Raw genomic sequence first — 15,082 nt, 5'->3', positions numbered from 1 at the left:
CTAAGGATAACGGCGAGCTTCGGCGGGCTCTCGAGCCCCACGAAGGTTGAAGCCCATCACCGCCAGGCACAGCAGCGTCCCGATGATCGACAGCTCGATGATGGCCGTCTGCATTCCCTGAAGGGTGATGGCGATACCCGCGATGATCGACGGGATCGCCAGTCCCGCGTAGCTGACGGTGAAGAACGCGGCCAGAACTCCGCCGTGGCTCTCGCGGGCGTGGGTCCGGGCGGCGGCGTTGACGCGCTTCATGCCGCCGGCAAACGCCAGACCGTGCCCGGCGCCGACCACGACGGTGATGACGCCAAGCAGTGCCAGGCTCGGGACGAGGTCGACCACGAGGAGGCCGATCATTCCCAGAGCGAGGATTCCCAGGCCGGCGGTGACGGACGTGCGCGGGTCCATGCGGCTTCCGCCGAGTTGCGCGACCACCGAGCAGATCATCACCAGTGCGGCCGCCCCGCCGCCGAGTAGAAGGTTGTCGATGTTCAGCAGGCTGGTCATCCACGACGGGACCACCGACTGGAAGAGCCCGACCGCGCCCCACGACAGCGCGACGGCGAGCGAGCTGAGCCAGAAAGTCTCGCGAATGGCGGCGGGAACATGTGGCATCTGGAAGAACCGCTTCGGGCGTGTGACGTCCCCGATCCGCGGAAGTAGCAGCAACACGATCAGTGCCGGGATGAACGCGACGAGGAAGATCAGATACGGCAACCGCAGCGGTTGTGGAAGGTACTGGGCGATTGCACCGGACACGAGTGGTCCGAGCGCACCGCCCAACGCGCCCGTCACCGTCGATACGAGCGCTGCTCGTCGGTGATCGAACTTCGGTTCCTGCTCCACCAATGCGGCGCTGCCCGCCGCACTGGCCGCGCCCACCGCGATTCCCTGGGCAATCCGGCCGACGAACAACCACACCGTCGCGTCGGCAAATGCCAGAACGAGCGTGCCGACGACGCTCAGAGCGAGTGCAGTAAGGAGCACGGTGCGTCGGCCGAGGGCGTCGGACAGCGGTCCGAAGAACAGCAATGCCGGAACGAGGCCGGCGACGTAGACGCCGTAGATCAGCGTCTGGATGGTGGGCGTGAATCCGAACTCGGTCCGGTAGAGCCCGTAGACGGAGGTGGGCATGTTCGCGCCCAAGAGGATCACGGTGAGGACGTAGCCCACGCCGTAGAAGTGTCGATTGGTGCGGCGTGTGCGTTCTTCGGTGGCGACAGCTGTGGCGGACGTGGGAAGCCCCTCCTGAAGACAGAGTGCGAAAATACATGGGTCGTCCTACGTATCGTAGGTGAGTGGAATGATCGCCGCTAATGCTGTGAGGATGAGCTGATGACCGTTGTTCGCAAAGAGTCCGCGTACGAGCAATCCCTCGACTGGATGCGCGCGCAGATCTCCGACGGCGTCTGGACAGTGGGCAATCGTGTTCCGACCGAGCCGGAGCTGATGAGTGTTCTCGGCGTCGGCCGGAACACCGTGCGCGAAGCGATCAAGACATTGACCTCGACGGGAGTCCTGGAGATCCGTCGCGGATCGGGGACCTTCGTGCGCGCTCGGACCGACATCGGCGGACTGCTCGGCAGACACGCGTCCGTCGACGAGATGAAATACGTCTTCGAAGTGCGTCGTGCGCTCGAGATGGAAGCGGTCCGGTTGGCGTGTGAGCGTCGCAGCGACGACGACGTCCGGATACTTCGTGAGCTGGCCACCAAGCGTGACGTCCCGGCCGAGAACTTCGTCGACGTCGATCTCGCGTTTCACATTGCCGTTGTCGATGCCGCCCACAATCCCGTGCTGAAAGATCTGTTTGCCGGAATCCTCGAAACAGTTCGAGCCACCTACGAGGTGACCGAAGGGGTGCATCCGCCGTCGCTGACGTCTTCGCATCATCAGGGAGTTGCCGAAGCCATCGCCGAACGCGATGTCACCAAAGCCAGGGCTGCGGCGTGTGGGTATCTCGAGAAGACTCAGGAAGCGATCGGTTCAGGCTCGGCGGTTACCGAGTCCGGGCGTCGGCCAATCGATTGAGTGACCCGGCGATGTCTTCGGCTCCGGGTGTCGTGATCGTGAGTCGGTCGCCACAAGCGAACGTGATGACCACCGCTGGCCCGGTGCGGGTGACGACGCCGTAGTTACGACGACCCTTGGTCTTGAGTCCCCAGCCGCCGAAGTCCGCGAACGGTTTGATCTCCGCGACGTCGGCTCCGACAACTTCCTCGATGCCGTAGGTCATCGCAGCCATCCCCATGTTGATCACCCGGATTTCCCGTTCGTCGACGATCACCCGGAAGCGAACCAGGCTGACGACGAGCAGTCCGAGTGCCCCGAAGATGAACAGCGGCCAGAGTGACCGCATCGCCAACGCCATGATGACTCCGGGCGCCAGAGTGATCGCAGTGAGGATCACCGACCCCTTGGTGCTGAATCCGACGTCGTCGGAGATGGGGAGAGCGCAGGGGCTTCGCGGCAACCCGGCCGAGGGTTCGATCGTGGCAAGAGTGCGGACGCGGTAGTCACGCAGGAACGAGGCGCCGATCCACCCCAGCACCCCGCCGATGACAAAGCCGACACCGATAGACCACAGCGGGAGTGACGTCGTGGATGGATCGGTGACATCGAGTTGGGTGTAGAGCAAAGCGAAGTTCACTGTCGTGATGAGCCCGACCACGCTCAGCCCGACAACCAACATGAATCGGCGCATCATCAGCATCGCGGGAGCAAGAGCAGCAATCGCACTCAGGCCGCCACCGAAGAGCAGCGTCAGAAGTGCAATGGTCCAGGCGTTGGCCGACGGGGTGGAGAATCCGTCCGGCGAGGTGGTGGTCCAGTGAGTCGCGATCTGTTCCGGGAGGCGGGGCTCCCAAATTTTTGTCAGGACGAAGCCGAAGACCGCACACAACAGCGGAACGACTAGCCCGAATACGACCCCGGCCGGGTCGACCACGCGATGTTTCACGTGAATCAATGAGCCGGCTGGCAAGCATCCTTGAGCGCGCAGGCACCGCAGGAAGCGGTGCCGCAAGCGGCAGCGTTCGCCTTGGCCTCGGAGGTCTCCGCCACCGGCTCGGCGACAGGCTCGGAGTGTCCGCCGCAGTTGCAGTCGTTACCGCATCCGCTCTGCTGCGGGAGTGCGGCGGCAGCGCGGGCGCCGATGCCGCCACCGAAACCGGCAGTGAGGACGGCGACGACGACGGCGATGATCGCGACGGCAATGCCGAAGACTCCGCCGATGGTCAGTGCTGCGACTCCGCCGATGACCAACATTCCAGCGGCCGCGAGCATGGTCGGACCGGCCACCTTGTTGGCGAGGGCGAACGACTCCTCGCTCCGCAGGGAATCCTCGGTGCGGACACCGGCCCAGCGGTTGCGCGGGAGTTTGCCGATCAGTCCGGCGACAGCAACTCCACCGACGGCGACAGCGAGCACGAATAGCACCACAGCGACAACGATCACCCATACAGGATAGGCGCGAGTGGAGTTGATGGTATGCCCGGGTCGCACAGGCTCTACCCTGGTTATCGGTATTTCCGTCAGCCAAGTAGATAGCGACCACAGTGACCGAGTCTCCGCAGTCCCCCGATTCACCAGCCGACGCAACTCCGCAGCACCGCTACACCGCGGAGCTCGCCGGCCAGATCGAGCAGCACTGGCAGGACCGCTGGAGTGAGGACGGCACGTTCAACGCGCCTAATCCGGTCGGTCCGCTCTCCTCGCCCGACGGTGTTCCCGCCGACAAGCTCTTTGTTCAGGACATGTTCCCGTACCCCTCGGGTTCGGGTCTGCACGTCGGTCACCCGCTCGGATACATCGCTACGGACGTCTTCGCGCGCTTCCATCGCATGCAGGGGCGCAATGTCCTGCACACCCTCGGCTACGACGCCTTCGGTCTCCCGGCCGAGCAGTACGCCGTGCAGACGGGTACCCACCCGCGGACGACCACCGAGTCCAACATCGCCAACATGAAGCGCCAGCTGCGACGCCTGGGTCTGGGGCACGACGAGCGTCGTAGCCTCGCGACGACGGACGTCGACTTCTACCACTGGACGCAGTGGATCTTCCTGCAGATCCACGGCGCCTGGTACGACAAGGCTGCAGGCAAGGCCCGTCGTATCTCCGAGTTGGAAGCCGAGTTCGATTCCGGTGAGCGCGCTCTGGAAGACGGACGCGAGTGGGCGTCGCTGACAGTCGCCGAGAAGGCAAAGGTCGTCGACTCGTACCGCCTTGTCTACCAGTCGGATTCGATGGTCAACTGGTGCCCCGGTTTGGGTACCGTGCTGGCCAACGAGGAAGTCACCGCCGACGGTCGTAGTGACCGCGGAAACTTCCCCGTGTTCCGTAAGCACCTCCAGCAGTGGATGATGCGCATCACCGCGTACTCCGATCGCCTGGTCGACGATCTCGAGTACCTGGATTGGCCGGACAAGGTCAAGGCGATGCAGCGCAACTGGATCGGACGCTCCTATGGCGCCGAAGTTACCTTTGCCGCAGGCCAGTACGGCGTCGATGTGTTCACGACGCGCCCCGACACGCTGTTCGGCGCCACCTATGTGACGCTGGCTCCTGAGCATGACTTGGTGGACAAGCTCGTCGCGGACGAGTGGCCCGAAGGTGTCGACGCGCGCTGGACTGGCGGTGCCACGACTCCGGCGGAAGCTGTTGCTGCATACCGTAAGTCGATTGCCGCCAAGACCGACCTGGAGCGCCAGGAAAACAAGGAGAAGACGGGCGTCTTCCTCGGTTCCTACGCCGTCAATCCGGTCAACGGACACAAGGTTCCGATCTTCATCGCCGACTACGTTCTGACGGGTTACGGCACCGGTGCGATCATGGCAGTTCCGGGACACGATCACCGTGACTGGGAGTTCGCGAACGCGTTCGGTCTGGATATTCTCGAAGTTATTGCCGGTGGCAATGTTTCGGAGGCTGCGTACTCCGGTGACGGCCCGCTGGTGAACTCCGACTACCTCGACGGGCTGGACGTTGCCGAGGCCAAGGCGACCGTCATCAGTCGCCTCGAGGAGAGCGGCCAGGGCAAGGGCACCATCCAGTACAAGCTGCGCGATTGGCTTTTCGCGCGTCAGCGTTACTGGGGCGAGCCTTTCCCGATCGTCTACGACGCGGACGGCAACGCACACGCTCTGCCGGATTCGGCTCTGCCCGTGGTGCTTCCGGAGGTCGAGGACTACGCACCCGTGTCCTTCGATCCGGACGACGCCAACTCCGAGCCCTCTCCCCCGCTGAACAAGGCGACCGACTGGGTCAACGTCGAGCTCGATCTCGGTGACGGTCTGCAGACCTACCACCGCGACACCAACGTCATGCCGCAGTGGGCAGGTAGCTCGTGGTACCAGCTGCGCTACATCGACCCCACCAACCAGGACGCCTTCTGCGACCCGCAGAACGAGGCGTACTGGACGGGCCCGCGTCCGGAACTGCACGGCCCCAACGATCCCGGTGGAGTCGACCTGTACGTCGGCGGCGTCGAGCACGCAGTGCTGCACCTGCTGTACTCGCGCTTCTGGCACAAGGTTCTGTTCGACCTGGGCTACGTGTCCTCGAGCGAGCCGTACCGTCGCCTCTACAACCAGGGCTACATCCAGGCATTCGCGTACACCGATGCCCGCGGCGTCTACGTGCCGGCAGAAGAGGTCGTCGAGCGTGACGGCAAGTTCTTCTTCGAGGGCGCCGAGGTCAACCGCGAGTACGGCAAGATGGGCAAGAGCCTGAAGAATGCCGTTGCGCCGGACGAGATCTGCGCCGAGTTCGGTGCAGACACCCTGCGTGTGTACGAGATGTCGATGGGTCCGCTGGACACCTCGCGTCCGTGGGCTACCAAGGACGTCGTCGGTGCTGCGCGATTCCTGCAGCGAGTGTGGCGCGTCGTCATCGACGAGGAGACCGGCAAGCCCCGTGTCACCGACGAAGCTCCTGGTGAAGAGACGCTGCGTGCGCTCAACAAGGCGATTTCCGGTGTCATCGAGGATTACACGGCGCTGCGCGACAACACGGCCGCCGCGAAGCTGATCGAGTACAACAACCACCTCACCAAGGCGTTCCCGGGCGGTGCGCCGCGTGCTGCTGTCGAGCCGCTGGTGCTGATGCTCGCTCCCCTGGCGCCGCACCTCGCGGAAGAGCTGTGGTCGCGTCTGGGTCACACGGAATCCCTTGCGCACGGACCCTTCCCGGCAGTCGAGGAGAAGTGGCTCGTCGAGGATACCGTCGAGTACCCGATCCAGGTCAACGGCAAGGTTCGTAGCCGCATCAGCGTCCCGGCGGATGCCGATCGCAAGGCTGTCGAAGAGATTGCGCTGGCCGACGAGAAGATCGTCGCTCTGCTCGAGGGCAACGCACCCCGCAAGGTGATCGTTGTGCCGGGCAAGATGGTGAACATAGTTCTGTAGGGCCTTCGGCCCCTGTGCGCCGTTTTGGTAGTAACCGCTACCGAAACGGCGCACAGTCGTATCTGGGTGCGTATCTGGGCGCCACAGATGTGCTGCCAGTCTTCACAGGCGTCGTGGGTGATCGCCCGGATCGAATCTCCGATCCAGTTTCCGATTCAAGCTGCGATCTTCGAACAATCTGAATACTCCACTTGGAGAACGAGTGTCATCGCTTCGCGGCACGCGAACACCACCTCACTTCGATCTGTTCGAGCAGGGGAGCGCCGGGTATTACGGAGTCACTATTGATGAATTATATTGTGACCCTTAGGCGATGCCCTGAGAGAGTGTTTCAATCCCTTAGGTATCGGCCCTTAGGGGCAAGCCCCGAGCGAATCGTGTGAATTTCAACCCCAGGGGACGATGTGGGCGCGGCTCGTTCTGAGGATTGTTGACGCGATGACATCGAACCAGAACATAGGTTGGCAATTCACTAAAGCTGTTCTCCGGAAGCCGTTTACCATGGGCGCGGTCGCGCCGAGTTCTCCCTCCGTCGCAGCGGAACTGGCGGCGGTCGTACCAGCGGTCGGCGCGCCTGTGATCGTCGAGTTGGGTCCGGGGACAGGTTCTGTCTCGGACGCCATCTCCTCACGAATACCGAGGAGCGGCCGTCATATCGCGGTCGAGGTTGATCGTGAACTGGTGAGGCATCTGTGTCGGACGAGGCCAAGCATCGAGGCGATTTGGGGCGACGCCTGTGATCTGATCGCCCTGTTGAAATCCGCTGGAGTAGAACGCGTTGACGCAATCGTCTGTGCGCTCCCGTGGTCGCTCATCGATCTCGGAAAGCAGTGTCTGATTCTGGATCAAATTGCGACCCTGCTCACGGATGGCGGGCAGGCGAGCCTTCTCGCTTACCCCCACGCGCGCTGGCTACCGAGAGCCCAGGGATTCCGAATTGCACTGAACGAAAAGTTCACCGACGTCTCGTGTGGACCGGTTATTTGGCGTAACGCACCGCCGGCGGTTGTGTACCGATGTGGGCAGCCGATGACTCGTGCGAATTTCTGCTGACCTCTTGACCGGGCTGCCCCCGGTTTGGTTGCTCGCGGCGGGTGGGATGCTGATCATGGCGGAAGTGGGCACGTTGGTCGGGATCATTCTTCCTGGTGTGACGGCGGTCCTTGCTTTCGGGTATCTCGGAAGCACGGGTGCCGTTCACCCAGTCGCAGCGTGTCTTGTCGCGATCGCCGGTGAAATTGCCGGAGGGCATATTGCCTACGTGCGAGGCCGACGTGCTCGCCGGTTCAGGAGAGTGAGTCCACTCGCGGGAACGGGAGCCCGTGGGGCCGACCGGTCGCGGGCATGGTCGCGGTTGATGGAACTCTCTCAATCGATGGAGTTACGGGCTCTGAGCCTGGTGGAACGGCATGGCGCTGCAGCGATTGTTCTGTGTCAGTGGATGGCTGGAGTCCGGACCGTAACACCGCGTCTGGTGGGATCCGTCGGGACGAGCTATCGGAGGTTTGCCGTTGCGCAAGTGCCGTCTGCGATGGCCTGGGTGTGCACGTGGATGTCAGTCGGGGCAGTAGCTGGAGCGGCGTACGAGCGCGTAGCTGCAGGAGTGGGGGTAGTCGGACTGCTGGCGCTGGCGTTGACATTTCTGTCTGTGGTGGTGTGGGCAAGCGTGAGTCACTGCTTTTCAGCCCGGGTTAATCGCGCGTCGACTCCGCAGAGTAGTTGCCTTTGCTCACAATCGAACCGCCGCAGTCCTTTTGGTGCACCGTCGCCAATCAGTCGTTGTCCTGATTGTCCCGCTCCGCGGAACATTCTGTAGCGCGCGGTCGACGCGAGGGCTGTGATGCAGGTAACACGTTACCGAGATCGGTAGCTGTCGTTCCATTGCACTTCCCGGCTAGGCCCCCGTCGACGGTATTCGACAGAGGGTCAATCGAATTCGTAGGTGTTCCCGAAAGGATCTTCCAGCCATGGCGTCTCATGTCCACAGCGACGGTTCGTCTCCCAGTTTGCCCGAACCGACATCGATACCGGAGCGGTGGACTCCGCGACTGGTGTTCTCCCTGGCGTCGATTGTTCTACTTCTCGAGATGCTCGCAGTGAGCTACATGATGATCTCCACTGCTCTCCCTGCGATCTCGGTGCACTATCAAACGACGCAGGGAGCTTGGCTGCTCACGTCGTTCTTGCTGCTGGGGGCGGTCGCGTCTCCTCTGCTCGGCAAGCTCGCCGACATGTACGGCAAACGAAAAGTCCTGCTCTTGGCTGTCGCCGGCGCGGCGGTCGGATCCTTCATTTCGGCGATAGCGCCGAGCTACGCGATCCTGATTCTGGGCCGGTCGCTGACGGGTCTGCTGGTTCCCTGCCTGTTCCTGAGTTACTCCCTCATTCGAGATGTTTTTCCGCCGAAAACTGTTGCCTTGGCCGTCAGTATCGCGACTTCCGGTATGGGTTTGATTGCGATCCCGGCGCCGTTCCTCACCGGTTGGTTGATCGACAACCACGGGTTCCGGAGCATCTTCTGGTTCTTTGTCGTCGGGCTGGTTCTCCTCGGCGGCATGATCTTCGCTTCGACGGCGGAATCAACTGTCCGACTTCGCTCTTCGCTGGACCTGATCGGTGCGGTACTGCTCGGGTCGGGCATCGCCGGAATTCTGATCGGCGTCAGCTTCGGACCGACCTGGGGCTGGAAGAACGGTTCGACACTGGCCTACCTGATCGGCGGCGTCGCACTGTTGGTGGCTTGGGTTGCCTCTGCCCGAGCCATCCGCGAGCCCTTGATCGACCTGCGCTACTTCGGCAAGCGTTCGGTGATGCTCACCGCCGTCGGTGCCGGGTTCTGCTACGGCGCGTCGGGAGTCTTCACGATCTTGCTGCCGATGATGGTGATGACCCCAGCAGTTCTCGGCCTGGGATACGGATTCGGCGTGACGGCAGAGGGATTCGCGATCTTCCAGGCGCCCCTTGGCGGCATGGTGGTGGTCGGTGGTTTGATCGTGGGCTTCCTCGTGGGGCGCAACATCCGGCCCCGTCTGCTGATGATCATCGGAATGATACTCATGGCAGTCGGATTCACGTTGACGGCCACCATTCACGACAACAAGCCTCTGCTCATCATCTTTGCCGGAATCTTCGGTGTCGGTATGGGTATGGGCTACGCCTCCATCCCGAACCTGCTCATCGAGGCAGTGCCGCCGCAGTTGCAGGCAACCACGGCGAGCATGGTTGCGGTCTTTCAGAGCATCTTCCCCGCAGTGCTTCCCGTCATCGCCTTCACGGTCTTGAACTCGCACATCGCGATGGCGATGGAGGGCGCTGTGTTCTACACCGACGAGGGCATGCGTATCGCGTTCCTGATCGGTGCTGCTGCAGCAGTTCTCGGCGCGATCGCAGCCGTGTTCCTGCCTCGAAACATCGTCCAGATCGGCGCAGAAGACGGTGTGCAGCAGGAGACGTCCCTCCTCCCTGCTCACTGATCACACGATGATGTGCGGCTACTGGCCAACGTTCGTAGCCGCACATCGCCGTGGTGGCACTTCGACGTCATGCAAGATGAATCTCCTGCAGCGAGATCTCACCCCGCAGCGGACGCTCTGCGACCTGTGCCAGATCAGATACGAATGTGTCCGCGATCGATCGGGTGGTGGTGAGTTGTACCGACAGAACATTGTTCGCTTGACTGCACACAGTTGCGCCGTGCCGGTACGCCACCAGCGCCACTGGATCGACGCGTTGGAAAGTCGCGGTGACGTGTAGGCCGACCTGTGGTGTCACCGGAACGAACGGGCCGTGGTCCGTCTTGATGCGAACTATCCCGATGATCTTGTTGAGACGCTTGATCAACATGGCGTCGGAGATCGTTGCCGGGCAACGGTACGCGATCGACATTCCGGTGACTCCCGGCGATGTCACGGATACCCATGTAGACAGGCTGACGACCTCGACGCCGAGCTTCCACCCCAGCGACGAAATACGTGCGAGAACCGCCGCGGTATCGTGGCATTCGACCACCATGGTGCCCACCCGACTCGTATCGGTGCCCACCCGAGCCGCTTCACCCATTTCCTCGACCTCCTCCGCCTAGAGAGGAAGTCCGGGCGCATCGACCCCGATGATTCTCGATCCCCGGAAGAAGTCGAGAAGCTCTGCGTCGCCGTGTGCGCCGATACCGCTTCCGCCCCAGAAACTCTGGGTCGAGTGGTCGTCTAGGTCCAGGAGGCTGGTGCTGTTGATCTTGTTCTCACCGCAATCGATTCGGGTCGCAAGTTCACGAGCGGCGTCGACGTCGGCGCCGAACACGTATCCGGCCAGGCCGGTATCGAGAGCGTTGGCCTCGAGCAGAGCTTCCTCGTCGGTTGATGCTCGGTGCACCGTCAGGATCGGCCCGAAGGTCTCCGATTTGGTCTGCTCCGACGAGATTCCGTGCACCACTGTCGGTGGGAAGAACCATCCGGAATCGTCAGGCACGGGGGTGCTCGAGACGGCCGTGCCGCCCACGCCACGGAGGAATTCGACGGTATCCCGCATCCGTTGGAGTTGAGGCTCGTTCGCCTGCGGACCCATCGTGGTGTTGGCGTCATCGGTTCGGCCGAGTGCGATTTCGGCCGTGCGGTCGAGTATTGCGTCGACAAGCCGGTCGTGAAGGTGCGGCGGCACGAAGACGCTTCCCGGACTCTCACACCATTGCCCGTTGAGTTTGGTGAACCCGTCGACGAGTGCGGCGGCAGTCAGATCGATGTCGGCGTCGGCGCGGATGATCACGGGGTTGTTGCTGCCGAGCTCGAGTTGAAGAGCCTTGAAATCGGTAGAAGCTGCAGCGGCGATGGAACTACCGGCCGCTCGGCCGCCGGTGAACGCCAGTGCTCGGATTCGTCGATCGGAGGCCAGTAGATGCCCGACGTCCCCGCCTCCGTGAACGAGTTGAAACAGAGCTTTCGGCGCGTCGACTTCGGCGATGGCACGTGAGATCGCCTCGGCAAGCACGTTGGGACCCGACGGTGCCCAGTTGGAGGGCTTGGCGATTACCGGAGCACCTGCGGCCAAAGCGAATGCGGTCTTCTTGGCGGTGATGAAGCTCGGTGCGTTCCACGGTGCGATCACAGCGGTCGGGCCCCACGCCAGCCGATGTAAATGTGCACCTGACGGCAACTGCTCGAACCCGGAGGAGTTCTTCAGATGCGTTGCAGCACTGCGGAACAGATCGGGAAGTCCGCCGGCGAAAAGTGTGCTGATCGAAAGCGGAAGGCCGTTGTTCTTGGAGTCCTCACGAGCGATCGCCGCAGTCCGTTCTTCGACAAGTTCAGCCGTTCTCTCGAGTAGGCGCACCCGGTCGGCGACCGATCGACGGGTCCAGACACCCGATCGGTGAAGTTCTGTCGCGGCGGTGATCGCCCTCTCCACCTGTTCGGTGGAGGACGAGAGTTGGGCTTGCAGTTTCTCTCCGGTGTCGGGATCGGTGAGAAATTCGCCGAGGTCGATAGCCGGTGTTTCGACGTTTCCGTCGATCGTGTTGTTCTGGGGCACGAGTGAGCATGAAGTGGTCATGACTGTCCTTCGTGGCGAAATCGTTTGTAGGTCAGATGTTGTCGAGGTAGCGTTCGCGTTCCCAGTCGGTGACCGCGGACATGAAGGAATCCCATTCGTCCTTGGCGACCGCCGCATAGTGCGATACGACCTCGGCGCCGAACGCCGCGAGTGCGAACTCACTGGCCTCGAGCGCACGCGCCGCCTCGTCGAGTGTGCCGGGCAGCGGTTGTTGCTTCACCTTCTCGAGTGTGTCTGTGTCGCTGTACCCGTCGCGTCGTACCGGTGCGCCGGGATCGAGCTTTCGTGTCAGACCGTCGTTCATCGATGCCAAGACTGCGGCCAGTGCGAGATACGGATTTGCGTCCGCCCCTGGCAGTCTCATTTCGAGACGGTTGGCGGACGGTGCCCCGGTGATGAGTCGGCAGGTGGTGGTCCTGTTGTCGAAACCCCAGGTCAAGCCGTTCCCCGAGAAATCGTGGCTGGCTCTGGTCCGGCGCATCGAGTTGATGGTCGGCGTGTAGAACAGCATGAGTTCCGGGCAGTGCTCGAGAACTCCGCCGACGGCGTGCAGCAGCTCGGCGCTCGCGGTGTTTTCTGCGCTTTCGTCGTGGAATGGGAAGGTGTCGTCGCTCCGCATGGACGCGTGAATATGACACGACGAGCCCATGCCGTCGGTGCTCGGACGTGCCATGAAGGTAGCAGTGAGCCCTTCTGCCGCAGCGACGTCGTGGACGACCTGCTTGAATAGCACATGGCGGTCGGCCATCTCGAGGGCGGTTCCGTATTCGAGGTTGATCTCCCACTGGCCCAGGCCGTATTCGACCTGAGAGACCTCCACGGGAATCGCGCTCTCCTCCAACGCGGTTCGTACCTTGCGGAAGAAAGGTTCCATCGCGTTGCCGGCGGTGATGGTGTAATCCGAGGGCACCAGGGTGGTGGGTTCGAGATCCCGATAGCCGCTGCGCCGCAATGCGTCGGGGGTACCTCGGTAGAGGTGGAACTCGAGTTCCGTTGCCGCGTAGACGGTGTGGCCGTCAGCTTCGAGCTTGTCGATCTGTTTGCGCAGGATCGTGCGCGGTGCGATCGGGACCATCTCGCCGGTATGTTCGTCGACCGAGTCAGCGATGACGATGGCAGTGGACTCGAGCCACGACGCGCGTCGCAGTGTTCCCAGGTCAGGTTGCAGGCGGAAGTCATGCCAGCCGGTGTGTCCGCCGGCGTAGTCGACAACGAGTTTGTCCATGCGTTGGCTGGCATCCCAGGCATACACACAGGTGCACACATGCAGACCCTCGTCGATGTTCGCGAGGAAAATTCGCGTCGGGACTCGTTTGCCGATCAACCGTCCGTAGAGGTCGATACCGGCGATGAGGACGGTGTCGATGTCGGACTCGGCGAGCTCGGCCGTGGTGAGCCGGCCTTTCATCGGGCAAGCCATCCGCCGTCGACGGGCAGCTGGACTCCACTGATGTAGGAGGCGTCGTCGGAGAGCAGGAAGGAGACTGCAGCACCCATGTCCTCGGGGCGGCCGACGCGCGGCACCAGGAGCCTGGACTTCATGAAGTCGAGAACTTCGCCGGAGGAGACGTCGATGCCAGGCAGGAAGGCGGTGGGGACCGGCCCGGGGGCGATCGCGTTGACTCGTACGTTGTACCGCGAGAGTTCGACGGCCAGAGCCTTCGTCAGCATCTTCACTCCACCCTTCGACGCGTTGTAGTGGACCTGTGCGAAGCCCTGGGAGGACACGACCACGTCCGCTTCCACCGTCGACAAGTTCACCACAGCGCCGCTGTTGCCGTCGCGGAAGTACGGGGTGGCGATCTGCGTGACGATGAACATGCCCTTGAGATTGACGTCGAGGACGAGGTCCCACTCTTCGTCGGTGAGGTTCTCGAGAGAACTCATCGTGATCAGGCCGGCGTTGTTGACGAGGTAGTCGAAGCGTCCCCATTCGGCGACGGTGGCTTCGAAAGCGGCGCTCACGGCGGCGCGGTCGCGCACATCGGCCTCAAGGGCGAGCGCGGTTGTGCCGTACTGCGATTCGATAAGTGCGACGGTCTCCTTTGCACTTTCGATGTGAAGGTCCACGACCGCGACGCGGGCACCGTCGGAGGCGAGGCGCAGCGCGATGCCGCGGCCGATTCCGGAGCCTGCACCGGTGATCAGGGCAACCTTGTTCTCATGCGTACGTGACATTGTTGTCTTCCATTCTGTGATGATCGATCTGGTGAGAAGAATTGGTCCGACGGGAGGTTGCAGCGTCGACGAGCCACGAGAAGAGCGGGTCGATTTCGACGAAGAATTCGGGGTGCCACTGCACGCCCACCACGGGGCGATCGGCGGCCTGGATGGCTTCGGCGACGCCGTCGAGCGCGCGTCCGACGATCCGAAGCCCGCTCCCCGGGGTGTCCACGGCTTGGTGGTGAAGGCTGTTCACGTGAATGCTGTTGCCGTACAGACTGTATGGGATGGAGCCGGATTCAAGGGCGACCTGTTGTGGTCGGTAGGAACGCGGATAGCCGAAGAAGCTGTGCGCCTCACCGGCGTCGGTCGGAAGGTCGGCAACCAGTGTGCCGCCGCGGGCGACATTGACGACTTGGTGTCCTCGGCACACTCCCAGGATTGGCAGTCCGATTTCCCAGGCCGCATCGACCAGGGCGAACTCGAATTCGTCCCGAGCGGGGTCGATGGGTGACGAGTTGGGGCCGGGGGTGCGGCCGTATCGCCTGGGGTCCACGTCGGAACCACCGCTGAGGACGAGGGCGTCGAGATGCTCGACGATTCGGCGCGGATCACTGTGGATGCTCAGCAGGATCGGTTGACCACCGGCGGCGCGGATCTTCGACGGAAAATCGGTGAAGAACATTTCCATCAACGCGTCGCCGACGACGTTGGGTAGTGACGGCCCGCCGCGGTCGACGCGGCCGGTGACTCCGATCAGGGGCATGGCGGGGAGTGCCTCCGCCGTCATCGTGAATTGGGTCATAGGAGCGAGCATAGAACCATTGAATGGCTTTTCGCTAGAGTTTGGCTTGTAAAGTTGGGGTAACGGGTTCGAAGTGCCGCGCGCTGCTGTATCTATTCAAGGACAGTTGCGAATGGGAGCGTTCGATTTTGCAGCCCGTGACGAAGCGTACGAGGACGAAGCTGAAGAGTCG

Annotated in this window: 12 protein-coding genes; 4 read left to right on the top strand and 8 right to left on the bottom strand. The window is 62.6% G+C overall.

Features of this window, described 5'->3' with window-relative positions; translation table 11 throughout:
* A complete protein-coding gene (locus A0W34_RS29135) occupies positions 1-1,170 on the bottom strand; it encodes an MFS transporter (protein ID WP_003942549.1) in 1,170 nt (389 codons plus the stop codon).
* 162 nt (positions 1,171-1,332) lie between these two features.
* Here A0W34_RS29135 and A0W34_RS29130 point away from each other — a divergent pair, with 162 nt between their 5' ends.
* On the top strand, positions 1,333-2,028 hold the full coding sequence (locus A0W34_RS29130) for a FadR/GntR family transcriptional regulator (protein WP_047272655.1): 696 nt from the start codon (positions 1,333-1,335) through the stop codon (positions 2,026-2,028).
* On the opposite strand, the gene A0W34_RS29125 is transcribed toward A0W34_RS29130, so the two are convergent.
* Together A0W34_RS29125 and A0W34_RS29120 are read right to left on the bottom strand one after the other, a co-directional pair.
* Positions 1,997-2,956 (bottom strand): DUF1648 domain-containing protein, encoded by a 960-nt coding sequence (locus tag A0W34_RS29125; RefSeq protein ID WP_232329957.1) that lies wholly within the window; start codon positions 2,954-2,956, stop codon positions 1,997-1,999. The two genes, A0W34_RS29130 and A0W34_RS29125, sit on opposite strands and share 32 nt — an antisense overlap.
* 5 nt (positions 2,957-2,961) lie before the next feature.
* The gene (locus tag A0W34_RS29120; protein ID WP_081558901.1) at positions 2,962-3,453 is read right to left on the bottom strand and encodes an SdpI family protein; all 492 of its coding nucleotides are present in this window, start codon (positions 3,451-3,453) and stop codon (positions 2,962-2,964) included.
* A gap of 101 nt (positions 3,454-3,554) precedes the next feature.
* On the opposite strand from A0W34_RS29120, the gene leuS reads away from it, so the two are divergent.
* From leuS to A0W34_RS29105, 3 genes are all read left to right on the top strand, one after another.
* Positions 3,555-6,401, top strand: coding sequence for a leucine--tRNA ligase (gene leuS, locus A0W34_RS29115; protein WP_081558716.1), 2,847 nt, complete (start codon positions 3,555-3,557; stop codon positions 6,399-6,401).
* A 1,099-nt stretch (positions 6,402-7,500) separates the two neighbouring features.
* Positions 7,501-8,217, top strand: a complete 717-nt coding sequence (locus A0W34_RS33845; protein WP_442971953.1) for a DedA family protein — start codon at positions 7,501-7,503, stop codon at positions 8,215-8,217.
* Between the two features lie 151 nt (positions 8,218-8,368).
* Positions 8,369-9,874, top strand: coding sequence for an MFS transporter (locus A0W34_RS29105; protein WP_058037563.1), 1,506 nt, complete (start codon positions 8,369-8,371; stop codon positions 9,872-9,874).
* A gap of 67 nt (positions 9,875-9,941) precedes the next feature.
* Here A0W34_RS29105 and A0W34_RS29100 read toward each other — a convergent pair whose 3' ends face one another.
* The 5 genes from A0W34_RS29100 to A0W34_RS29080 are packed head-to-tail and all read right to left on the bottom strand — an operon-like array spanning position 9,942 to position 14,910.
* Positions 9,942-10,460, bottom strand: a complete 519-nt coding sequence (locus A0W34_RS29100; RefSeq protein ID WP_007729094.1) for a hypothetical protein — start codon at positions 10,458-10,460, stop codon at positions 9,942-9,944.
* Positions 10,461-10,478: 18 nt separating this feature from the next.
* Positions 10,479-11,942 (bottom strand): aldehyde dehydrogenase family protein, encoded by a 1,464-nt coding sequence (locus A0W34_RS29095; RefSeq protein WP_197487706.1) that lies wholly within the window; start codon positions 11,940-11,942, stop codon positions 10,479-10,481.
* A 31-nt stretch (positions 11,943-11,973) separates the two neighbouring features.
* Positions 11,974-13,350 carry a glutamine synthetase family protein gene (locus tag A0W34_RS29090; protein ID WP_054781549.1) on the bottom strand — a complete coding sequence of 459 codons (1,377 nt, stop codon included), beginning with the start codon at positions 13,348-13,350 and terminating at the stop codon, positions 11,974-11,976.
* Complete coding sequence (locus A0W34_RS29085; protein WP_063315354.1) at positions 13,347-14,120, bottom strand: SDR family NAD(P)-dependent oxidoreductase; 774 nt, start codon at positions 14,118-14,120, stop codon at positions 13,347-13,349. Before A0W34_RS29085 ends, A0W34_RS29090 begins: the two co-directional genes overlap by 4 nt.
* Entirely contained in the window at positions 14,104-14,910 is an 807-nt protein-coding gene (locus tag A0W34_RS29080; protein ID WP_225320216.1) for a gamma-glutamyl-gamma-aminobutyrate hydrolase family protein, read from the bottom strand. The genes A0W34_RS29085 and A0W34_RS29080 overlap by 17 nt, the downstream gene beginning before the upstream one ends.
* Positions 14,911-15,082: the final 172 nt, after the last annotated feature.

It is taken from the genome of Rhodococcus sp. BH4, from assembly GCF_002079265.1.
In the GTDB taxonomy this organism is placed as follows: domain Bacteria; phylum Actinomycetota; class Actinomycetes; order Mycobacteriales; family Mycobacteriaceae; genus Rhodococcus_F; species Rhodococcus_F qingshengii.
Note: the sequence above shows the minus strand (reverse complement) of the source record. Positions and strands in the feature narration are given on the sequence as shown.

Excerpts from the sequence above, each read along its gene's own strand:
- A0W34_RS29085 (WP_063315354.1), bottom strand. The coding sequence starts at position 14,120 with ATGTCACGTACGCATGAGAACAAGGTTGCCCTGATCACCGGTGCAGGC.
- A0W34_RS29090 (WP_054781549.1), bottom strand. The coding sequence starts at position 13,350 with ATGAAAGGCCGGCTCACCACGGCCGAGCTCGCCGAGTCCGACATCGAC.
- A0W34_RS33845 (WP_442971953.1), top strand. The coding sequence starts at position 7,501 with ATGCTGATCATGGCGGAAGTGGGCACGTTGGTCGGGATCATTCTTCCT.
- A0W34_RS29130 (WP_047272655.1), top strand. The coding sequence starts at position 1,333 with ATGACCGTTGTTCGCAAAGAGTCCGCGTACGAGCAATCCCTCGACTGG.
- A0W34_RS29100 (WP_007729094.1), bottom strand. The coding sequence starts at position 10,460 with ATGGGTGAAGCGGCTCGGGTGGGCACCGATACGAGTCGGGTGGGCACC.
- A0W34_RS29105 (WP_058037563.1), top strand. The coding sequence starts at position 8,369 with ATGGCGTCTCATGTCCACAGCGACGGTTCGTCTCCCAGTTTGCCCGAA.
- A0W34_RS29080 (WP_225320216.1), bottom strand. The coding sequence starts at position 14,910 with ATGACCCAATTCACGATGACGGCGGAGGCACTCCCCGCCATGCCCCTG.
- A0W34_RS29095 (WP_197487706.1), bottom strand. The coding sequence starts at position 11,942 with ATGACCACTTCATGCTCACTCGTGCCCCAGAACAACACGATCGACGGA.